The sequence below is a fragment of the Aeromonas sp. INTO2 genome (assembly GCF_049860605.1).
Taxonomy (GTDB): domain Bacteria; phylum Pseudomonadota; class Gammaproteobacteria; order Enterobacterales; family Aeromonadaceae; genus Aeromonas; species Aeromonas caviae.
Genome location: NZ_CP187588.1, coordinates 1,083,659 through 1,100,793, shown reverse-complemented (window position 1 = coordinate 1,100,793; position 17,135 = coordinate 1,083,659). Strand labels below are relative to the sequence as shown.

At 58.1% G+C, this 17,135-nt stretch carries 12 protein-coding genes and 1 tRNA gene; 4 read left to right on the top strand and 9 right to left on the bottom strand.

Going from position 1 to position 17,135, the window contains the following annotated elements:
• Positions 1-131 precede the first annotated feature (131 nt).
• Both ACPW74_RS05300 and ACPW74_RS05295 read right to left on the bottom strand, forming a co-directional pair.
• Positions 132-2,456 carry an acyl-CoA dehydrogenase gene (locus tag ACPW74_RS05300; RefSeq protein ID WP_425858651.1) on the bottom strand — a complete coding sequence of 775 codons (2,325 nt, stop codon included), beginning with the start codon at positions 2,454-2,456 and terminating at the stop codon, positions 132-134.
• A gap of 47 nt (positions 2,457-2,503) precedes the next feature.
• Positions 2,504-3,157, bottom strand: a complete 654-nt coding sequence (locus ACPW74_RS05295) for a TetR/AcrR family transcriptional regulator (RefSeq protein WP_104454427.1) — start codon at positions 3,155-3,157, stop codon at positions 2,504-2,506.
• A 468-nt stretch (positions 3,158-3,625) separates the two neighbouring features.
• Between ACPW74_RS05295 and ACPW74_RS05290 the strand changes: the two genes are divergently transcribed.
• Positions 3,626-4,366 (top strand): phosphatase, encoded by a 741-nt coding sequence (locus ACPW74_RS05290; RefSeq protein ID WP_104454428.1) that lies wholly within the window; start codon positions 3,626-3,628, stop codon positions 4,364-4,366.
• An 87-nt stretch (positions 4,367-4,453) separates the two neighbouring features.
• Positions 4,454-4,529: transfer RNA gene (locus ACPW74_RS05285), tRNA-Thr, on the top strand.
• A gap of 111 nt (positions 4,530-4,640) precedes the next feature.
• Here the strand turns inward: ACPW74_RS05285 and umuC are convergent.
• Complete coding sequence (umuC, locus tag ACPW74_RS05280) at positions 4,641-5,900, bottom strand: translesion error-prone DNA polymerase V subunit UmuC (protein ID WP_029303585.1); 1,260 nt, start codon at positions 5,898-5,900, stop codon at positions 4,641-4,643.
• On the bottom strand, positions 5,881-6,324 hold the full coding sequence (gene umuD / locus ACPW74_RS05275; RefSeq protein WP_029303586.1) for a translesion error-prone DNA polymerase V autoproteolytic subunit: 444 nt from the start codon (positions 6,322-6,324) through the stop codon (positions 5,881-5,883). The genes umuC and umuD overlap by 20 nt, the downstream gene beginning before the upstream one ends.
• A 115-nt stretch (positions 6,325-6,439) precedes the next feature.
• Here umuD and ACPW74_RS05270 point away from each other — a divergent pair, with 115 nt between their 5' ends.
• Positions 6,440-6,628, top strand: a complete 189-nt coding sequence (locus ACPW74_RS05270) for a DUF3283 family protein (RefSeq protein WP_029303587.1) — start codon at positions 6,440-6,442, stop codon at positions 6,626-6,628.
• A 20-nt stretch (positions 6,629-6,648) separates the two neighbouring features.
• Positions 6,649-7,083, top strand: a complete 435-nt coding sequence (locus tag ACPW74_RS05265; protein WP_155270316.1) for a hypothetical protein — start codon at positions 6,649-6,651, stop codon at positions 7,081-7,083.
• A gap of 54 nt (positions 7,084-7,137) precedes the next feature.
• On the opposite strand, the gene ACPW74_RS05260 is transcribed toward ACPW74_RS05265, so the two are convergent.
• From ACPW74_RS05260 to ACPW74_RS05240, 5 genes are all read right to left on the bottom strand, one after another.
• The gene (locus ACPW74_RS05260; RefSeq protein WP_201976382.1) at positions 7,138-10,236 is read right to left on the bottom strand and encodes a type I restriction endonuclease subunit R; all 3,099 of its coding nucleotides are present in this window, start codon (positions 10,234-10,236) and stop codon (positions 7,138-7,140) included.
• A gap of 33 nt (positions 10,237-10,269) precedes the next feature.
• The gene (locus ACPW74_RS05255; RefSeq protein ID WP_425858648.1) at positions 10,270-11,484 is read right to left on the bottom strand and encodes an McrC family protein; all 1,215 of its coding nucleotides are present in this window, start codon (positions 11,482-11,484) and stop codon (positions 10,270-10,272) included.
• A gap of 110 nt (positions 11,485-11,594) precedes the next feature.
• Positions 11,595-13,886 (bottom strand): AAA family ATPase, encoded by a 2,292-nt coding sequence (locus ACPW74_RS05250; RefSeq protein WP_425858647.1) that lies wholly within the window; start codon positions 13,884-13,886, stop codon positions 11,595-11,597.
• Positions 13,877-15,220, bottom strand: a complete 1,344-nt coding sequence (locus ACPW74_RS05245; protein WP_425858645.1) for a restriction endonuclease subunit S — start codon at positions 15,218-15,220, stop codon at positions 13,877-13,879. The genes ACPW74_RS05250 and ACPW74_RS05245 overlap by 10 nt, the downstream gene beginning before the upstream one ends.
• Positions 15,210-17,060, bottom strand: a complete 1,851-nt coding sequence (locus ACPW74_RS05240; protein ID WP_236766436.1) for a type I restriction-modification system subunit M — start codon at positions 17,058-17,060, stop codon at positions 15,210-15,212. The genes ACPW74_RS05245 and ACPW74_RS05240 overlap by 11 nt, the downstream gene beginning before the upstream one ends.
• Positions 17,061-17,135 lie beyond the last annotated feature (75 nt).

Genomic DNA, 17,135 nt, shown 5'->3' with positions numbered 1-17,135 from the left:
TTCCGATGGCCTTGCTTCCTGCCCCAAGGGTGGGGGCCATTGCATTAAACTGGAATTAATCGACCTTGTAAATGCCTGGTTAAACAACAAAAAACCGGCCACTAGGGCCGGTTGTCGGTTTACGCTCGGGGTCAGGCTGCGTGCTCAACCGGGTTCGTTTGAGACCATCCTTCCAGCTCGCCAGGAGCGAAGTTGTCCACCTGGATAGCCTCGTAGCGCAGGGCATCGGCGGCCAGCAGCTTGTCCGCCTCCTCCTTGCCGAGGATGGACTGGGACAGGGCGGCAGCCACCAGCTCAGGCAGCGCCAGCTTGCGGGGCAGTCTGCCCTCTTTCTGGGCCTGCACCAGCTTCTTCTCGATGGGCTGCACCGAGACCATGGCCTGGAAGGCACGCTCCATCAGCCCCACCGGATCCGCCTCGTCCTTGCCCACATAACAGAGCGCGGTCAGACGATCCCGGAACTCGCCCGGCGTCATCATGGCCAGGCAGATGGCATGGCAGCGATCGTCCGCCGGCATCTTGTAACCGACGCCGAACGGGAACACCACCCGCTTGAGTACGGCACCCACCACCTTGTTCGGGAAGTTCTGGAAGAAGCCCTCGAACGCCTTGCCAATCAGGTAGAGGTTGCGCTCCACCGCGTACTGGACGAACGGCAGGTCAGAGACCATGCGGCCCTGATCCTCGTAATGCTTGAGGGTGGCGGAGGCCAGGTAGAGGTGGCTCAGCACGTCACCCAGACGGGCGGAGATCATCTCCTTGCGCTTGAGATCGCCACCCAGCATCAGCATGGAGACGTCGGCGCACAGGGCCAGCCCTTTACTCATGCGGGAGAGTTGCTTGTAGTAGCGGGCTGTTTCGCCAGCTACCGGCGCGCTGTTGAACTGGCCCAGGGTCAGCCCCTGGAACAGGGCACCGAAGAAGTTGCCGGTACCGAAGGCGATGTGTTTCATCAACAGGGCGTCAAACTTCTCGAGACCGCGCTCCACATCGGTGTCGGCCGCCGCTTCCAGCTCGGCAAACACATACGGATGGCAGCGGGTGGCCCCTTGCCCGAAGATCATCAGGTTGCGGGTCAGTATGTTGGCCCCTTCCACCGTGATGGCTACCGGGATGCCCATGTAGGCGTAGCCGGTGTAGTTTTTCGGGCCCAGCTGGATGGCGCGACCGGCGTGGATGTCCATGGAGTCATCCATCACCTGGCGGGCCATCTCGGTCATGTGGTACTTGGAGATCGCGGTGACGATGGCCGGTGCCTGACCCAAATCCAGGGAACCTGCGGTCATGCGACGAGCCCCTTCCAGCTGATAGGTGAGGCCGCCAATGCGGGCCAGCGCTTCCTGCACCCCTTCAAACTTGCCGATGGACATGCCGAACTGTTTGCGCACGTAGGAGTAGGCGCCCACGGTGCGGCTCGCCATGTGACCACAGGCGGTGCCAAGGGCAGGCAGCGAGATGCCGCGACCGGCGGAGAGGCACTCCACCAGCATGCGCCAGCCGCGGCCGGCGTAATCCGGGCCGCCGATGATCCAGTCGAGCGGAATGAACACATCCTTGCCGAAGGTCGGGCCGTTCAGGAACGCCAGCCCCATGGGGTAGTGGCGATCGCCGACGCGCACGCCTGGGTGACTGGTCGGGATCAGCGCACAGGTGATGCCGATCTCTTCCTTGTCACCCAGCAGTTTTTCCGGGTCATAGAGCTTGAACGCCAGCCCCAGCACGGTGGCACGCGGCGCCAGGGTGATGTAGCGCTTGTTCCAGTTGAGGCGAATGCCCAGCACCTCTTCACCCTTGTGCATCCCCTTGCAGACGATCCCCTTGTCCGGGATGGCGCCCGCATCGGAGCCCGCTTCCGGCCCGGTCAGGGCGAAGCAGGGTACCTCCTTGCCGTTGGCCAGCCCCGGCAGCCAGAAATCTTTCTGGGCCTGGGTGCCGTAATGCATCAGCAACTCGCCCGGGCCGAGGGAGTTGGGCACCATGACGGTGACCGCGACGCTCAGGCTCTTGGTGGCGATACGGGTGACGATGGTGGAGTTGGCAATCGCCGAGAACTCGCGGCCGCCGTAGGATTTCGGGATGATCAGGGAGAAGAAGCCTTCTTTCTTCAGATAGTCCCACACCGGCTCCGGCAGGTCCTTGGTCTCGTTGACGATCTTGAAGTCGTCCACCATGGCGAGCAGGGTTTCGACCTGGTTGTCGATAAAGGCCTGCTCTTCTGCGCTCAGCTCGGCCTTGCCGTAGCCGTGCAGTTTCTTCCAGTCCGGGTTGCCGCGAAACAGCTCCCCGTCCCACCAGACGGAGCCGGCCTCCATGGCCTCCCGCTCGGTGGCCGACAGGGGCGGCAGTATCTTCTTGAAGATGCCGAACACAGGGCGGGTCACCACCTTTTTACGGATGGCGGGGACACCGAGCACCACGGCTATCGCCAGCACCAGCAGGACAAGCAATGTGATCATACCGAAGTTCCTTCTATTTCACTGTTTCCGTTGATTATTGTTAGGTGTTACACGGCCAGGGAGAGCCTGGTCGACTCCACGGGCGCCCCGACACCGGACGCCAGATAAGGAATGACGTTGCGCACCAGCCCTTCCACATCGAGCTGCTGGCCAAAATCGGCCTGGGCGATGTCACGCAGGGCATCCGCAGAGGCCATGGTGAAGACGACGGTGCCCAGGGTGAAGTGCAGGCGCCAGAAGAGATCCGCTGGCGACAAATCCGGATTGGCCTTGGAGATGGCCTGGGTGATCCCGTGCAGGGTCGCCCCATAATGGGTGGTAATAAAGCGGCGCAGGTGGCCCTGACTGTCGATATAGCCGCGCCCCAGCAACTGCATGAAGAGCGCCGGACCATTCGCCCTGACGGCCGACAGTTTCATCAGAGGTTCGACAAAGCTCTCGAACACCTGCAACAGGGTCAGCTGATCCTGCGCCATCAACGTCTGCAACCGCCCGTCCAGTGCCGGTATGAAGAGGCTCAGATAACGGTCGAGCACCGCCTGGATAAGCTCCTTCTTGGAGCCGAAGTGATAATTGACCGAAGCCAGGTTCACATCGGCCTCGCTGGTGATCAGACGCAACGAGGTATCGGCGAACCCTCGCTCGGCAAACAGCACCTCGGCGGCGTCGAGAATACGGTTCTTGGTATCGATTTTACTCACTGGACACCTCACTTAAACGAATGTTTAAAAAGTACGTTTCACGCCCACCCATGTCAAGAGAATGTGAACAAGTGTTGGCTAAATGTTTTTAATCAAAAAAGAGGGAAGATGGCGGGAACTTCGCGGCGAGACGGCACTCTATATCTATGCCACTGCAATTAAACATTAAGTCTCGCCCAACCTGCGTCATGCTAGTTGGGCATTTTTTTGCCCTGCCGTCACCCGATGCGCCGACAGAGAACCAAAAAAAACCGTCGCAGGGGCGACGGCGGGGAAAACGGGTCTGACCATCCAGTGTCGACCCATCGATGGGTGTTCAGGCTTGCATCGATGTCGCCATCCTCGCAGTGAAACGTCATCAGACTTTGTCAGCACAGACCCAAATTGTGACAAAGTATGGCAACCAGCCACATGGCCCGGCTTCGCCAATCTTGCTATGCTGTCGCCTCATGCCAGAGGGGATAGAAGATGAAGTATACGGTCGATACCCACACGCACACCGTCGCCAGCACCCACGCCTACAGCACCATTCACGATTACCTGCCCATCGCCAAAGCCAAGGGGATCAAGCTGTTCGCCACAACGGACCATGGCCCGGACATGGCAGATGCCCCGCATTACTGGCATTTCGTCAATCTGCACGTGTTGCCCAGGGTTGTGGACGGGGTCGGTATCCTGCGCGGCATCGAAGCCAACATCAAGAATATCGACGGTGAAATAGACTTCCCTGAGCGCTACGAGTCCCGGCTCGACATGATCATGGCGGGCTTTCACGAACCGGTGTTCCCCCCCTGCGATCAGGCGACCCACACCCAGGCCATGATCAACGCCATTCGAAGTGGTCGGGTCGACATGATAAGCCACCCCGGCAATCCCGCCTTCCCCATCGATATTCAGGCGGTGGTCAAGACAGCGGCAGAGTATCGCGTGGCACTGGAGGTCAACAACTCCTCGTTCAGTCACTCCCGTGCAGGTAGTGAAAGCAACTGCCGCGCCATCGTCGAGGCGGCGCGCGATCTGGGTGCCTACCTCACTTTCGGCTCCGACTCCCACGTGGCATTCAGCCTCGGCGACTTTGATCACTGCCATCGGCTGGTCACCGAAGCCAACTTCCCACATGAGCGGATCCTGGCCCGCTCCCCCCGCGCACTGCTCGATTTTCTCGAGAGCCGCGGCCGTGCTCACATCCCGGAGTTCATTGACCTCTGATATGCCTTAACATCATGAGCCAACTCATAAAATCGAGTTGGCTCAATTGACTTGTCCGGCTTTTTTCACGACTCTGAACATCAGGCCGCCGGTATAGCTCAGTTGGTAGAGCAGCGCATTCGTAATGCGAAGGTCAGGAGTTCGATTCCCCTTATCGGCACCAGATAAAACAAAGGGTTAGCTTCTTGGTGAAGCTAACCCTTTGTGCATTTTGGCTTGGGGTACCACGTGGGGTACCACATCTAGCAAACGGTAGGCACATTACTGTATCCACTTACCTGGCCACCGGCAGGTCCTCCCAGCGTGTGGTGTAACAGGGGCTCAGGTGCTCTTGTCGCATCATCCACTCAGGCGACCCCGTACCTTGGCTGGCAAAGCCTACTCGCCCCAATCCCTTGGCTTTGATCTGGTCCATCACTGCCATCAGCGCGTCCGATTGAGCGGAGGACGGGGCAAACAGATCTGCCTGTTGTTGCCCCTTGGGGGTGAACTCACTCAGCATGACGCCCCCCTTCTGATAGCGGTAACCGTCGCGCCAAATCTGCGGTAGCAGCACGTTCACTTGCTGCAGCAGCAACCGGGTATCATCGCTAGGGCAGACCAGTCGGACGCCAGCCTGCTCACTGTAGTAAGGAGCTCGTTCGTCAAAGGGGCTGGTTCGCACGAACAGGTGCACCCGTTGGCAACACATCCCCTCGGCCCGCAACTTCTCGGCTGCGCGAGCCATAAAGCCTGACAACGCTTGGGCCATTTCTCCACGGTCAGTCACGCGCTCACCAAAGGAACGGCTCGAGAGGATCTGCTGCTTCGCCGCCGGTTCAACGGTCAGCTCTGCGCAAGGCAGGCCACGCAGCTCCTGTACGATTCGCTCGACCACCACGCCGTATTGGGCGCGTAACCCTTTGGCGTCGCTAGCCACCAGGTCAGCAACGGTGTTGATGCCTTGTGCCACCAACTTGGCTCCCAAGCGCCGTCCTATGCCCCACACCTCGTCCACCGGGGTGATAGCCATCAGCCGTGCGCGGCGCAGCTCGTCACGCAAATCCACGACGCCGCCTGTGGCAGGCCATTTTTTGGCTGCATAGTTGGCCAGCTTAGCAAGGGTCTTGGTGGGGCCGATCCCAACCCCTACCGTTAGGCCGGTCCACTGCCACACTCGCTGCCGGATCTGTTGCCCATAGGCTATGAGGTCCCCGGCAAACGACTCCGACAGTGACAGGAATGCTTCATCGATAGAGTAGACCTCCAGCTCGGGGGCCATGGTCTCCAACGTGCTCATCACCCTGCCAGACATGTCTCCATAGAGCGCGTAGTTGGAGCTGAATGCCACACCGCCATGCGCCTCGAACTGCTCGCGGATCTTGAAGTAGGGCCCGGCCATCTTGATACCCATCGCCTTGGCTTCGGGGCTGCGCGACACCACGCATCCATCGTTGTTGGAGAGCACCACGATCGGGCGGCCACGCAGCTCAGGGCGAAACAACCGCTCACAGCTGGCGTAGAAGTTGTTTACATCAACGAGCGCTATAGCCATCACGCTGCCTCAGATTGCCAATCACATGGGTGACCACTCCGAACAACTCCAGGGAGAGACTCATACAAGGGTCGATAGGCGCGAACGCCGGATTGGCTGGCAACAGCCGCAACCTCGGCTTGAGCTGCAAGGTCTTTACCGTGAAGCCGCCATCGAGTTGTGCAATCACCACATCACCATGGCGCGGGGTGAGGCTCTTATCGACCACCAGCAAGTCACCGGGAAAGATGCCGACCCCGGTCATGCTCTCCCCCTCGGCACGCAGATAGAAGGTTGCTGCAGGGTGGGCCACGCAGTGGGTGTTGAGGTCCAACTTCCCTTCCAGATAGTCGCTGGCTGGGCTGGGAAAGCCGCAAGAGGCGCGGTGCAAGAACAGCGGGATGGTCACCTCGGCGGGTGATGGGTCTGGGGTTAACAGCTTCATGGCAAAATACCTGTGTTTATATACAGGCATTATAGCGCACCACCTTTGAACCAGCGCAAGTCCCGCATGCCAGTGATGGCGTACCATGGCGCCAACAAATAACAAAGAGGTCAGTATGAGTCACAATCTGTGTGCTCTACCGAAAGAGCAGCAAGAACGGGTCGAGGTCGAGAAGGCCGCCGCATATGCGGTATGGAAGGAGCGCAACGGTCACTTGGCCAGCGCAGAAAGCGAAGCGAACCAACATCAAGGTGAACTGGGTCGCTACTTCCTTGAAAAGGTCGCCTACTTCAAGTCGCGCTGACCCTATCAACACGTTCATCGGTGGCTATGCAGGTCACTAGCAACAAACCGCATTCCAAACAACTTAACGAGGTACGTATTGTGACGGCATTGGTAGTCAACTTGGTAGAGACCTACTCCAGCCGAGGTGCTTACAAGGGCGCCATTAGCGCTTGGCGGGTTTCAAGTGATATGGCCAACAAAATCTCCACCGTCATTGGGGTTTACAAGTCTCAAGTCGTGGTTGTCATCGAAGGCTGCCAGCTGAAACTCTCGACACCTGATGCCAATGAACTACACGATGACGGGTGTGATGGTCGTTACTTCGTGGTCGGTGGAGACGTTTACGAAGACACCAAAGCTTGGCTAAAGCCGCATCCGTGGTTATTCAAGTCACTGGCCAGCGTACAAGGCCCACGCTACCTGAGCCTCGAAGAGGCCAACCAGATACCTTCAGGCAGCGTCATACTGAAGTAAGCCATATCTACACATCTTGATAGATAAGGTGAGGGAGGCTCGCGCCTCCCCCACTCAACACCACACCTCACACAAGCTCTCTGCCTGCGCCAGAACCAGCTGAGCAGCCTCTTCCTGCTGGTCTGGCGGGTACTTGTACTTGCGCAGGATGCGCTTGACCATCAGCCGCAGTTTGGCGCGCACGCTTTCGCGGCTGCTCCAATCCACGGTCACGCTACGGCGCAGGTTGGCTGTCAGCTCATGGGCTATCTTGGCCAGTATCTCGTCCCCCAGCTCACGCACTGACGCCTCGTTGTTGGCCAACGCATCATAGAAGGCGAGCTCGTCATCGTTAAGGCCCAAGGCCTGCCCCCGCTTGCTTACGGCGGCAAACTTCTTGGCCATGTCGATCAGCTCCTCGATCACCTGTGCGGTTTCGATGGAGCGGTTCTGATAGCGTGCGATCACCTTGGTCAGCATCTCCGAGAACTTCTTCTCCTGGGAGAGGTTGGTCGCGAACTTCGACTTGATCTCCCCCTCCAGCAGTCGCTCCAGCAACTCCACCGCAAGATTGCGCTCCGGCAGGTTGCGCACCTCGGCCAGAAACTCATCATCGAGCAGGCCGATATTGGGCTTGTCGAGCCCCACCGCTTCAAACACATCGACCACATCGCCCGATACCACCGCATTGCCGATGATCTGGCGAATGGCCAAGTCGCGCTCTTCGTCGGTTTTCTTCTTTTGGGAGATCGCCTTCTTGGTCAACAACACTTTGACCGCCTGCAAGAAGGCCACTTCTTCCCGCACTGCCTTGGCCTCGTCAAGGGTGCAGCAGAGCGTGAACGCCTTGCTCATCGCCAGCGCGTTGTCGGCAAAGCGCTTCTTGCCATCCTCAAGGCCAAGAATAAAGTTGGCGGCCCCGGCGAGCAGCTTGTGGCCACCGGTGAGGTAGTCGCTGTAATCAAAGCCATGCAGCAGGGCGCGCAGGATATCGAGTTTCTCCTCCAACACCGCGTAGGCCTCATGGGCATCGACGGTCGGCTTGCCCCGTCCTTTGCTGGCGGTGTACTCCTTGATGGCGCTCTTGAGCTCGTTGGCGATCCCGATGTAATCGACCACCAGCCCGCCTTGCTTGTCCTTGAACACCCGGTTCACCCGTGCAATCGCCTGCATCAGGTTGTGGCCCTTCATCGGCTTGTCCACATAGAGGGTATGCACGCAGGGCGCATCGAAGCCGGTCAGCCACATATCACGCACGATGACCAGCTTGAGCGGGTCACTCGGGTCTTTGAACCGCTTCTCCAGCCGTTTCTTCACTTGGGTGGCATGGATGTGGGGCCGCAGCAATGCCTTGTCAGAAGCGCTACCGGTCATCACGATCTTGATGGCCCCCTTGTCGGGGTCCGGGTCATGCCAGTCGGGGCGCAGGGCCACGATGGCATCATACAAGTGCACGCAAATCTCGCGGCTCATGGCGACCACCATGGCCTTGCCATGCTGCGCCTGATTGCGCTCTTCGAAGTGGGCCACCAGATCGGCGGCAACCCGCTCAATTCTTGGCTTGCTGCCAACCACCTTCTCCAAGGCTGCCCACCGTGACTTAAGCTTGGCCTGCTCGCTCTCTTCCTCATCCTCGGCCAACTCATCCACTTCGTCGTCGATGTGGGGAAGCTCTTCGTTATTAAGTGACAACTTGGCCAAGCGTGACTCGTAGTAGATGGCAACCGTGGCACCATCGTCCTTGGCCTGCTGCATGTCGTAGACGTGGATGTAGTCGCCAAAGACGGCGCGAGTGTCGCGGTCTTCCGCTGATACGGGCGTACCGGTAAAGGCCACGAACGTCGCGTTGGGCAGCGCGTCGCGCAAGTGCTGTGCATACCCGACCTGATAGCGCGCAGCCCCTTCTGCAACCTTGCCTGGCGCTTTGAGCGAGGCGCTGAAACCGTACTGGGTTCGATGTGCTTCATCCGCGATGACCACGATGTTGGCGCGGTCGCTGAGCACAGGGAACGTGTCCTCATCCTCGCCGGGCATGAACTTCTGGATGGTCGTGAACACGATGCCACCGGAGGGCCTGTTGCCAAGCTTGTCACGCAGGTCACCTCGCGTACTCACTTGCACCGGCTCCTCGCGCAGCAGATCTTGCGAGAGTGAGAAGACCCCGAACAGCTGGCCATCAAGGTCATTGCGGTCAGTGATGACGACGATGGTCGGGTTCTCCATCGCGGCGTCTCGCATCACCCGGGCCGCAAAGCAGGTCATGGTGATGCTCTTGCCACTGCCCTGGGTATGCCACACCACCCCGCCCTTGTGGCTGCCGTCTGGACGCGATGCGAGCACCACCTGCTCGATGGCCGCCCTGACTGCATGGAACTGATGGTAACCGGCGATCTTCTTGACCAACCGGCCATCATCTTCAAACAGCACGAAGAAGCGCAGGTAATCGAGCAACATGGCCGGGGTCAGAATGCCGCGCACCATGGTCTCCAGCTCGCCAAACTCGCCGTAGGGGTCGAGGTTGACCCCATCCACAGTGCGCCACTGCATAAAGCGTTCGGCATCCGCAGACAGCGATCCCATCCGCGCCTCGCTACCATCGGAGGCAATCATGATCTCGTTGTACTGGAACAGGTCGGGGATCTGCTCCTTGTAGGTCTGCAGTTGGTCGAATGCCTTCCAGATGTCGGCATGCACGTCGGCCGGGTTCTTGAGCTCCAGCACCACCAGCGGCAGCCCGTTGATGAAGAGGATGATGTCGGGGCGGCGGGTGTGTTTGGGCCCCTTGATAGAGAACTGGTTGATGGCGAGCCACTCGTTGGCGGTGGGCTGCTCGAAGTCAACGAGGCGGACAAAGTCCCCCACCGTTTCGCCATCGCGCTGGTACTGGACTGGCACTCCATTCACCAGCAAGCGGTGAAATGCCCGGTTGGCCGACAGCAGCGCTGGGGTATCGAGGTTGACCACTTGGGTCAGCGCATCTTCACGCGCCACCAGCGGCACGGAGGGGTTGAGCCGGGCAATCGCCTCCCGCAAGCGCTCGCGCAGCAGCACTTGCTGGAACTGCTCACGCCACGGGTTATCAGAATCGGGGGCAACGTCGTAGCCACACACCACGCGATAGCCCACCTCGGCCAACCACCCCAGCACCTCTTGTTCCAACTGATCTTCGGTCATGCACCATCACTCATCAACAAGGAGAAACGCCCGTCAGGCGGGCTCGGCGGGTCTCAGTGGCAAGCGCAGTTCGCACGCAGAATCCGCCCTCGGCTGGCAAGGCAATATCAGCCGGTGGGACGAACTGGCAGCCAAGTCAAACGGCAAGACCCACAACGTCAGGCGGGCATCATAACAAAAAGGTTCGAGTGGAACTTTGAGCTGGCTCCATGATGGATAAATCAATACCAGATGACCATCATCCTGCTCGGTCAGGTACTTGTGGCCATAGGCAAACAGTTGGTAGAGGTCACCCTGGCTGATGCCGTACTTGCCGTCACGGTCGCTGCTATCGAGCCGCTTCCACTTCACATCCATCACCCAACGCTTGTTGCCGTGCTGCAACAAGAGGTCCGGCTGTAACCGGAACATCTGCTTGCCTTGCTGGGTGCAAAGGTACTGACTGGCCACCTGGGCCTTGAGGTTGGCATCGGGCAACAGCTGTTCACGCAGGCACGACTCTACATAGCGCTCGAACAGCTTCTCCATGGGGAACAGCAGGCTGATGCCGCGCCACTCACCATTCAGGGCACTTGGCATGGCACGATAGAGGATGAGCTCACACCACGGCCGAACACCTTGATAGTGAGCCATCAAGCGGTCATGTCGCCACAGTCTGAAGTCCCCTTCCACATCGCGGCTGGCAGGCACATCCACCAGCAAGTGGCGCAGCTCCTGTGCCAACCGCCAATTGTCCGGGTGCTGAGTCGCATTGGCGACGGTCTCCAGCGCCCGCTTGAGCAGCCGGTTCTCGGCCCGGTCGGGCAAGAAGAGGTCGTAACGTAACGCAAAGTGGTGGCCCCGGCCCGGTGGCTGGCGCATCTGCCGGGCGACATCAAGCTGACCACGCAAGAAGGGCTCGGTCGCCTCAAGGCGCTGATAGTCACTGCGCACGCCGCGTTTGACCAGCTGATCGAGCTCGGCCAGAAAGCGCGCGATAACCCACTCGTTGAGCGGCATATCAAAGCGATCCAACGACGCCTCCGCCGTTTCACGGGGGGGCAGATCCAGGGCTCGCTCCAGCATCCGGCGGATCAACTCACGACCATCCTCGAGTGGGTCATCCTCATTGGCGGTCTTGGGCAGGATCTCTATCACCTGCCCGGTGGGGGTCTCTATCACCCCCACGTAGTTGTCCAGTTGCAAGGTCCGGCTATCTTCCACCTGCGCAAGAGCGGGTGCATGGCTTACCTTGTAGCGCTGGCTCAATTGACATAGCCAATCGAAATCAACCGGGTCTATATGGGCAAGCGCCAGCGTATTAACAGCGTTATCTCTAACGGTTAACCGACCATACTCACGAACCGTGATGGGAGCCTTCACTGCGCCCCCTTGTCACCCTCGATGGTCAAGACATAGGCCTCAATACGCCTAAACGCCTTCTCATTGATGCTCCAACGTTGGCGTTGTCCCCCAACCGCTATATCACCAAGCAGGGTCTTGAGTTCGAGCTTGGGCGCCTCGAGGAACATCGCCTCAGCCTTGCTCTTGCGATGATCATTGAGCACCCAGGCGATGCGCTGCCAGTCCTCAAAGAAGTACTCCTGCAATAGCGGCAGGATCTGATGCTGGAAGATGTATCCCAACTGCACCAAGGTTGGCTTGGCAGCCGCTTTGAGCGGCATAAAGTAGGCATGACCGAGGCAATGGTCGCGGTCCAGCAGCACCTCGATACGCTGGTTCAGCGTATGGAGCAAGCGACCTACGTCTACCTTGTGCCCCTCTTCCTCGATGACCACGCCATCAAGCAGCTCGGCCCTGGGCGGCATCTCTTCAAACACAAAGCGGCGACGCAGCGCGATATCGAGTCCGGCCAAGGAGCGGTCGGCGGTGTTCATGGTGCCGATAAGGTAGAGGTTGTCCGGTACGCTAAAGGGGCGCTTGGAGTAAGGCAGCGTGGTGGTCAGCGCCTCGCTTGCGCCAGCCCGCTTGCTGGGTTCTATCAGGGTGATCAGCTCACCGAAGATGCGCGAAACGTTGCCCCGGTTGATCTCGTCGATGATCAACACATAGGGGGGCTTCTTGAGTGATGGCTGGGTCGTCTCTAATGGTTGTTGACTATGTTCTTGCAGATAGGCCAACAGGTCACCCCAAGTAAAGCGCTCCATTTGGTAAACTGTCTTCAGCGTAAAACGGGTATCGTCATTGAGAGGCAGAATAGATAGCCCAACATCGCGATAGATCCATTTAACAGACCGAACATGGTTGTAATCTCTACGTACTTTCTCTGGGACTCGATCCGGAGCTTCAAAGCAATAATCGCCAGTTACGACACCGACTGCTTCGATTTGCTCAGCTGAGCGGATACATACCAGAACATCACCAACCGCCATATCTTGGGAAAAACTACGGAGCGTACTGCGGTCATTAAAACCTAAGTGTTGATAATCACTATTATCCTGCTCGTCGATGCCATGTAGATCACCTAGATACCCCCATCCGATACGAGCCTCACCATGCTCCAAACAGTAACTCTTGGTTGCTGTTGTGCCCGTACCATCTATAGATATCTTCCATATTCTTGGTTTACTGCGAACACCTGTAGAAATAGAGGTAGTTGATGTTCTTGCCTCATCACATATTCGTTTGAAGACACCAGCCTCAACCTTGTACTCCAGTTGTGACTCTTCGCCAGTTACGGCACGGATCCCCTCCACAAAGTCTTCATAACTGAAGCTCTGGTGGAAGGTCACAAAGTCGATACGCCCCTCCTTTACCAGCTCATCAAAGCGCGCCTTAAGGGCCTTGCGGGCCTCTGGGCTTTCATCCTTGTCGTATAGGGACCAGCACTCAGGGTCGAGAATGGCCAGCGCCTTGTTGATCGTGTTGTAGGTCTTGCCGGTACCGGGCGGGCCGAAGAGGATCTGATTCAGGGGAACTAGGTCATTCATGATGTTCGTCTCTGACTTCTGTGGAACTAAAGGCGCACCGACAGGCCGATTACTGTGTCCGTTTACATTGATATTCTCATTTTTAATTAAGGGCACCACGGTACTATCAAACCAAGCTGAAACACTTTCACTGGTGTCAGCCTGATACCGGAGCTCTCCATGCTTTGGCTCAGGCGTAATGGCAGCATAGCGTTCCCCTTTTAGCAGAACGGTACACCACAATTTTTTTCCTTGGTCTCGAGCGATTCTCAATACTTGCGAAATGGCTTTAGAGGCACCTTTTGGCTTGATTCCCAGAACCCAGCTTGGCCCTCCTCTATTAATCCATTGATCCGCTTCAGGGAAACGCTGAGTCGCCTCGTCAATCACCCATTGAGCCCACTCTCGCTCACGCGCACCAAGGGAGTCCCAAAATGCCTGATATTCGGATGTACCATCCACGTTTTTAACATCCTGCAACTGGCTGACGACATAATCACGCAATTGACGCAGCGCATTACGTGCAGTCCCATTCCCGTAATTGCCCTCCTCAGCCAACTCCCCCCCTAAGTCATAACTGTCAAGCAGTGACTCTAGTTGAACAAGATCGGTGATAGACCAAAGGTCCAGCCCACAGTGCCTGGCAAGGTGGTTAATGCCTGCGCAGTACGAATTCACGGTATTAGCCTTCATCGGCCTCGCTAACAGGTAGTTCCGGTAGCCTTCCTGAGTTACTGACATAGTCCGGCCTCGCTCAGTTGTTCCTCGGCATCCGGCAAACGCAGTTGGCCGGAGATCAGACGGGGTAAAAGGGTATCGCGCAAGGTGGCAAGGGTTTGGGCTTGCTGGTGATTCGCTGCCACCTTGGCAAAAAGTGGGGCCGCAACCGCATGGAAAGCGTTGAGAACATCATAACTCGGTAGGACGCACGGCAAATTGCTTACTACCTCCGGACGAACAGCCGGATAAGCACCACCATCAGCAACATGTGCAAGGTATTCAATGCTGCTATTCGCAGTAGCTGCAAGATAGACATACTCGGTCGCAGCCTTCTGCTTGGGCCGCAGTACCGCAAAACCAGTGCTTCCAGTCAAATTAGGCCGAGGATTGCTGATGAGCGCATAAGAGCGGTTACCCGGCCGGACAGTGCCCACGATCGTGTCACCATCACGCAATACTCGTCTCGCCCGACTAGGTGCATCCTCAAACAGAAACTCAGTGATCTCGGCAATCACGTTCTCTTTGGCATTGGCCAAATCAACATAAGCCACAGAGTCAGGTCGATTCTTAACGGTCCAAGATTCAGGATTGAGTAAAGCAAGATCGTTAAGTGAACCCGTGCTCCACCCCATCGGCACCTGACCAAGCTCGGACTCTTCTAAGCTATCGGGGAACAGGGCCGCGACCTCAGGGGCCAGACCTGCTGGTTGCTCACCACGAGCGCGAGCATGAACTGGCTCAAAGTCAACAAACCACGACTTGAACAGCGCCTGCGCGATGGCCTCCAGCGTGGCATTGGTCTCGCGTAGCAGGTCGATTTGCTCATCCAAACAACCAAGGATATTTGCGATCGACTGCTGCACCGTAAGCTCTGGCAGTAAGATTGGGACTGCAGATAGAATCGACGTATTCAAATTTGGCATAGTTGCGCCAACGGCATGACGAACCAGCCAATCCTTCGTTTCAGGCAACCGTAAGCAGTATGAGATAAATTTTGCGCTTGCTTGCGTTTGGCTACCAAGACGAACCTTGAGACAACCTGTGCCACAGAGCCAACCCGCTTGATGTGCTTCAATTAAGGCATTACGAGTAACGTCCCCGCGACGACTAAATACGACATCACCCACCTGCAATTTGTGCTGTTGCAAGCGGTCTGCATCAAATTGCGTTATTCTGGCGATTCCATCCTCAGAGATACCGCCATCGGAGCCAATATTGGCAGGCATGACAACGGGGATACCTTGTTCTACATAGTCAGAAGCATGTAACTGACTACCAAATGGCCCTGTTTGGATTGAACCTCCCTGTCTATCACAAACACTGCCGAGTGTCGTAGGCTCCCAATCAGAACTCATACCCAAGCCCCCCCAGCTTCTGCTTGATCAACCGATCCAGCTCTGCCCCCTTGACCATCTGGTCGCCAAGTTGCTTGGTCAAGCGAGCCATCTTGTCGGCAAAGGTCTCATCGTCTTCCTCCAGCGCCTCGGCTCCCACATAACGGCCGGGGGTCAGCACATAGCGATGTTCGGCAATCTCGGCCAAGGTTACGCTGCGACAGAAACCCGGTTGGTCTTGATAGGGCAGCTCAGTTTCGCAATCCCCCCTCCATGCGTGGAAGGTATCGGCGATACGGGCAATCGCGCGCTCATCGAGTTCACACTGCACTCGGCTAACCATGGTGCCCAGCTTGCGAGCATCGATAAACAGTACCTCACCAGGACGTCTGGTCTTGTTCTTGGCAAGGAACCAGAGGCAAGCGGGAATCGTAGTGTTGAAGAAGAGCTGACTTGGCAGAGCTACCATGCACTCCACCACGTCAGCCTCCACCATGGCACGTCGAATGTCGCCCTCGCTATTCTGGCTGGAGCTCATCGAGCCATTGGCCAGCACAATACCGGCACGGCCATTGGGCTTGAGGTGGTAGAGCATATGCTGCAGCCAGGCGTAGTTGGCGTTGCCCGCAGGCGGCGTGCCGTAAACCCAGCGCGGATCTCCCTCGAGGCTACCGTGCCACCAGTCGCTGATATTGAACGGCGGGTTGGCCAGCACAAAGTCAGCCCGCAAGTCAGGGTGTTGATTGCGGGTAAAGGTATCACCGTTTTCGCGCCCGAGGTTGTAGTCCATCCCCTGGATGGCGAGGTTCATGGCAGCCAGCCGCCAAGTGGTCGGGTTCGACTCCTGACCGTAGATGGAGACATCACCCAGCTTGCCGCCATGGGCTTCGATAAACCTCTCCGACTGCACGAACATGCCGCCTGAACCGCAGCAAGGGTCGTAAACCTGGCCATGATGGGGAGCAAGCACCGCCACCAGCGTCTTGACGATGCTGGCAGGGGTATAGAACTGGCCCCCCTTCTTGCCCTCGGCACTGGCAAACTCGCCAAGGAAGTACTCGTAGACCTGCCCCAGGATGTCGCGTGCTTCACCGACATCACTGCCAAAGCCAATCTTGGAAACCAGATCCACCAGCTCGCCGAGCTTGCCATCGGGCAACTGGGCTCGGGCGTAGCGCTTGTCGAGGATGCCCTTGAGCCGTGGGTTCTCCTGCTCGATCAGGGTCAGCGCATCGTCAATGCGCTTGCCGATATCGGCCTGCTTGGCATGGGCACGCAGCCCCTCCCAACGGGCCCCTTCCGGTACCCAGAAGGCGTTCACCTCACGGTAGTAGTCGCGATCTTCCAGCTCCTCGGCCAGCAGCTCATCGTCACAGTCGTGGAGGAAGTACTCGTCGCTCTCATCGGCAAAGCGGCGGGTCAGCTCGGCGCGACGGGCGGCGAAGGAGTCGGAGATGTACTTGAGGAAGATAAGGCCCAGCACGATGTGCTTGTACTCGGCGGCGTCCATGTCGGCACGCAGCTTGTCTGCGGCAGCCCACAGGGTCTTCTTCAGCCCCTCGATACCGGTAGCTTGCGGCGCATCCTTGGCCTGCTTAGCCTTGCCACTGGCTTTCGCTTTGCGTGGTGCAGCGACGGCGGCGTCGCCTTCCAACACCCGGAGCACAGCACCGCCCCGCCCGCGCCCCTTGCGCAGTAAGCCCTGTTCCAGCAGGCCCTCGCGTGCGGCGGTAAAGGCTTCATCGGTCAGGTCGCTGAATTGGGCTTTCAAGGTTTCCATCAGGGCTTGGTTGCCGATACTGCTACCATCTTCAGGAACGGCGGCCAGCAGCGCTTGGCTGAGCTCGTTGAGGTCGGTCATGGGGTTCTCCGGTTAATGCGTGTTGCCTTCACAGCCCACCTGCGCGAAAGCCAAGGTGAGGATGCGGGCCAAGTC

Excerpts from the sequence above, each read along its gene's own strand:
- ACPW74_RS05300 (WP_425858651.1), bottom strand. The coding sequence starts at position 2,456 with ATGATCACATTGCTTGTCCTGCTGGTGCTGGCGATAGCCGTGGTGCTC.
- ACPW74_RS05290 (WP_104454428.1), top strand. The coding sequence starts at position 3,626 with ATGAAGTATACGGTCGATACCCACACGCACACCGTCGCCAGCACCCAC.
- umuC (WP_029303585.1), bottom strand. The coding sequence starts at position 5,900 with ATGGCTATAGCGCTCGTTGATGTAAACAACTTCTACGCCAGCTGTGAG.
- umuD (WP_029303586.1), bottom strand. The coding sequence starts at position 6,324 with ATGAAGCTGTTAACCCCAGACCCATCACCCGCCGAGGTGACCATCCCG.
- ACPW74_RS05270 (WP_029303587.1), top strand. The coding sequence starts at position 6,440 with ATGAGTCACAATCTGTGTGCTCTACCGAAAGAGCAGCAAGAACGGGTC.
- ACPW74_RS05260 (WP_201976382.1), bottom strand. The coding sequence starts at position 10,236 with ATGACCGAAGATCAGTTGGAACAAGAGGTGCTGGGGTGGTTGGCCGAG.
- ACPW74_RS05250 (WP_425858647.1), bottom strand. The coding sequence starts at position 13,886 with ATGTCAGTAACTCAGGAAGGCTACCGGAACTACCTGTTAGCGAGGCCG.
- ACPW74_RS05245 (WP_425858645.1), bottom strand. The coding sequence starts at position 15,220 with ATGAGTTCTGATTGGGAGCCTACGACACTCGGCAGTGTTTGTGATAGA.
- ACPW74_RS05240 (WP_236766436.1), bottom strand. The coding sequence starts at position 17,060 with ATGACCGACCTCAACGAGCTCAGCCAAGCGCTGCTGGCCGCCGTTCCT.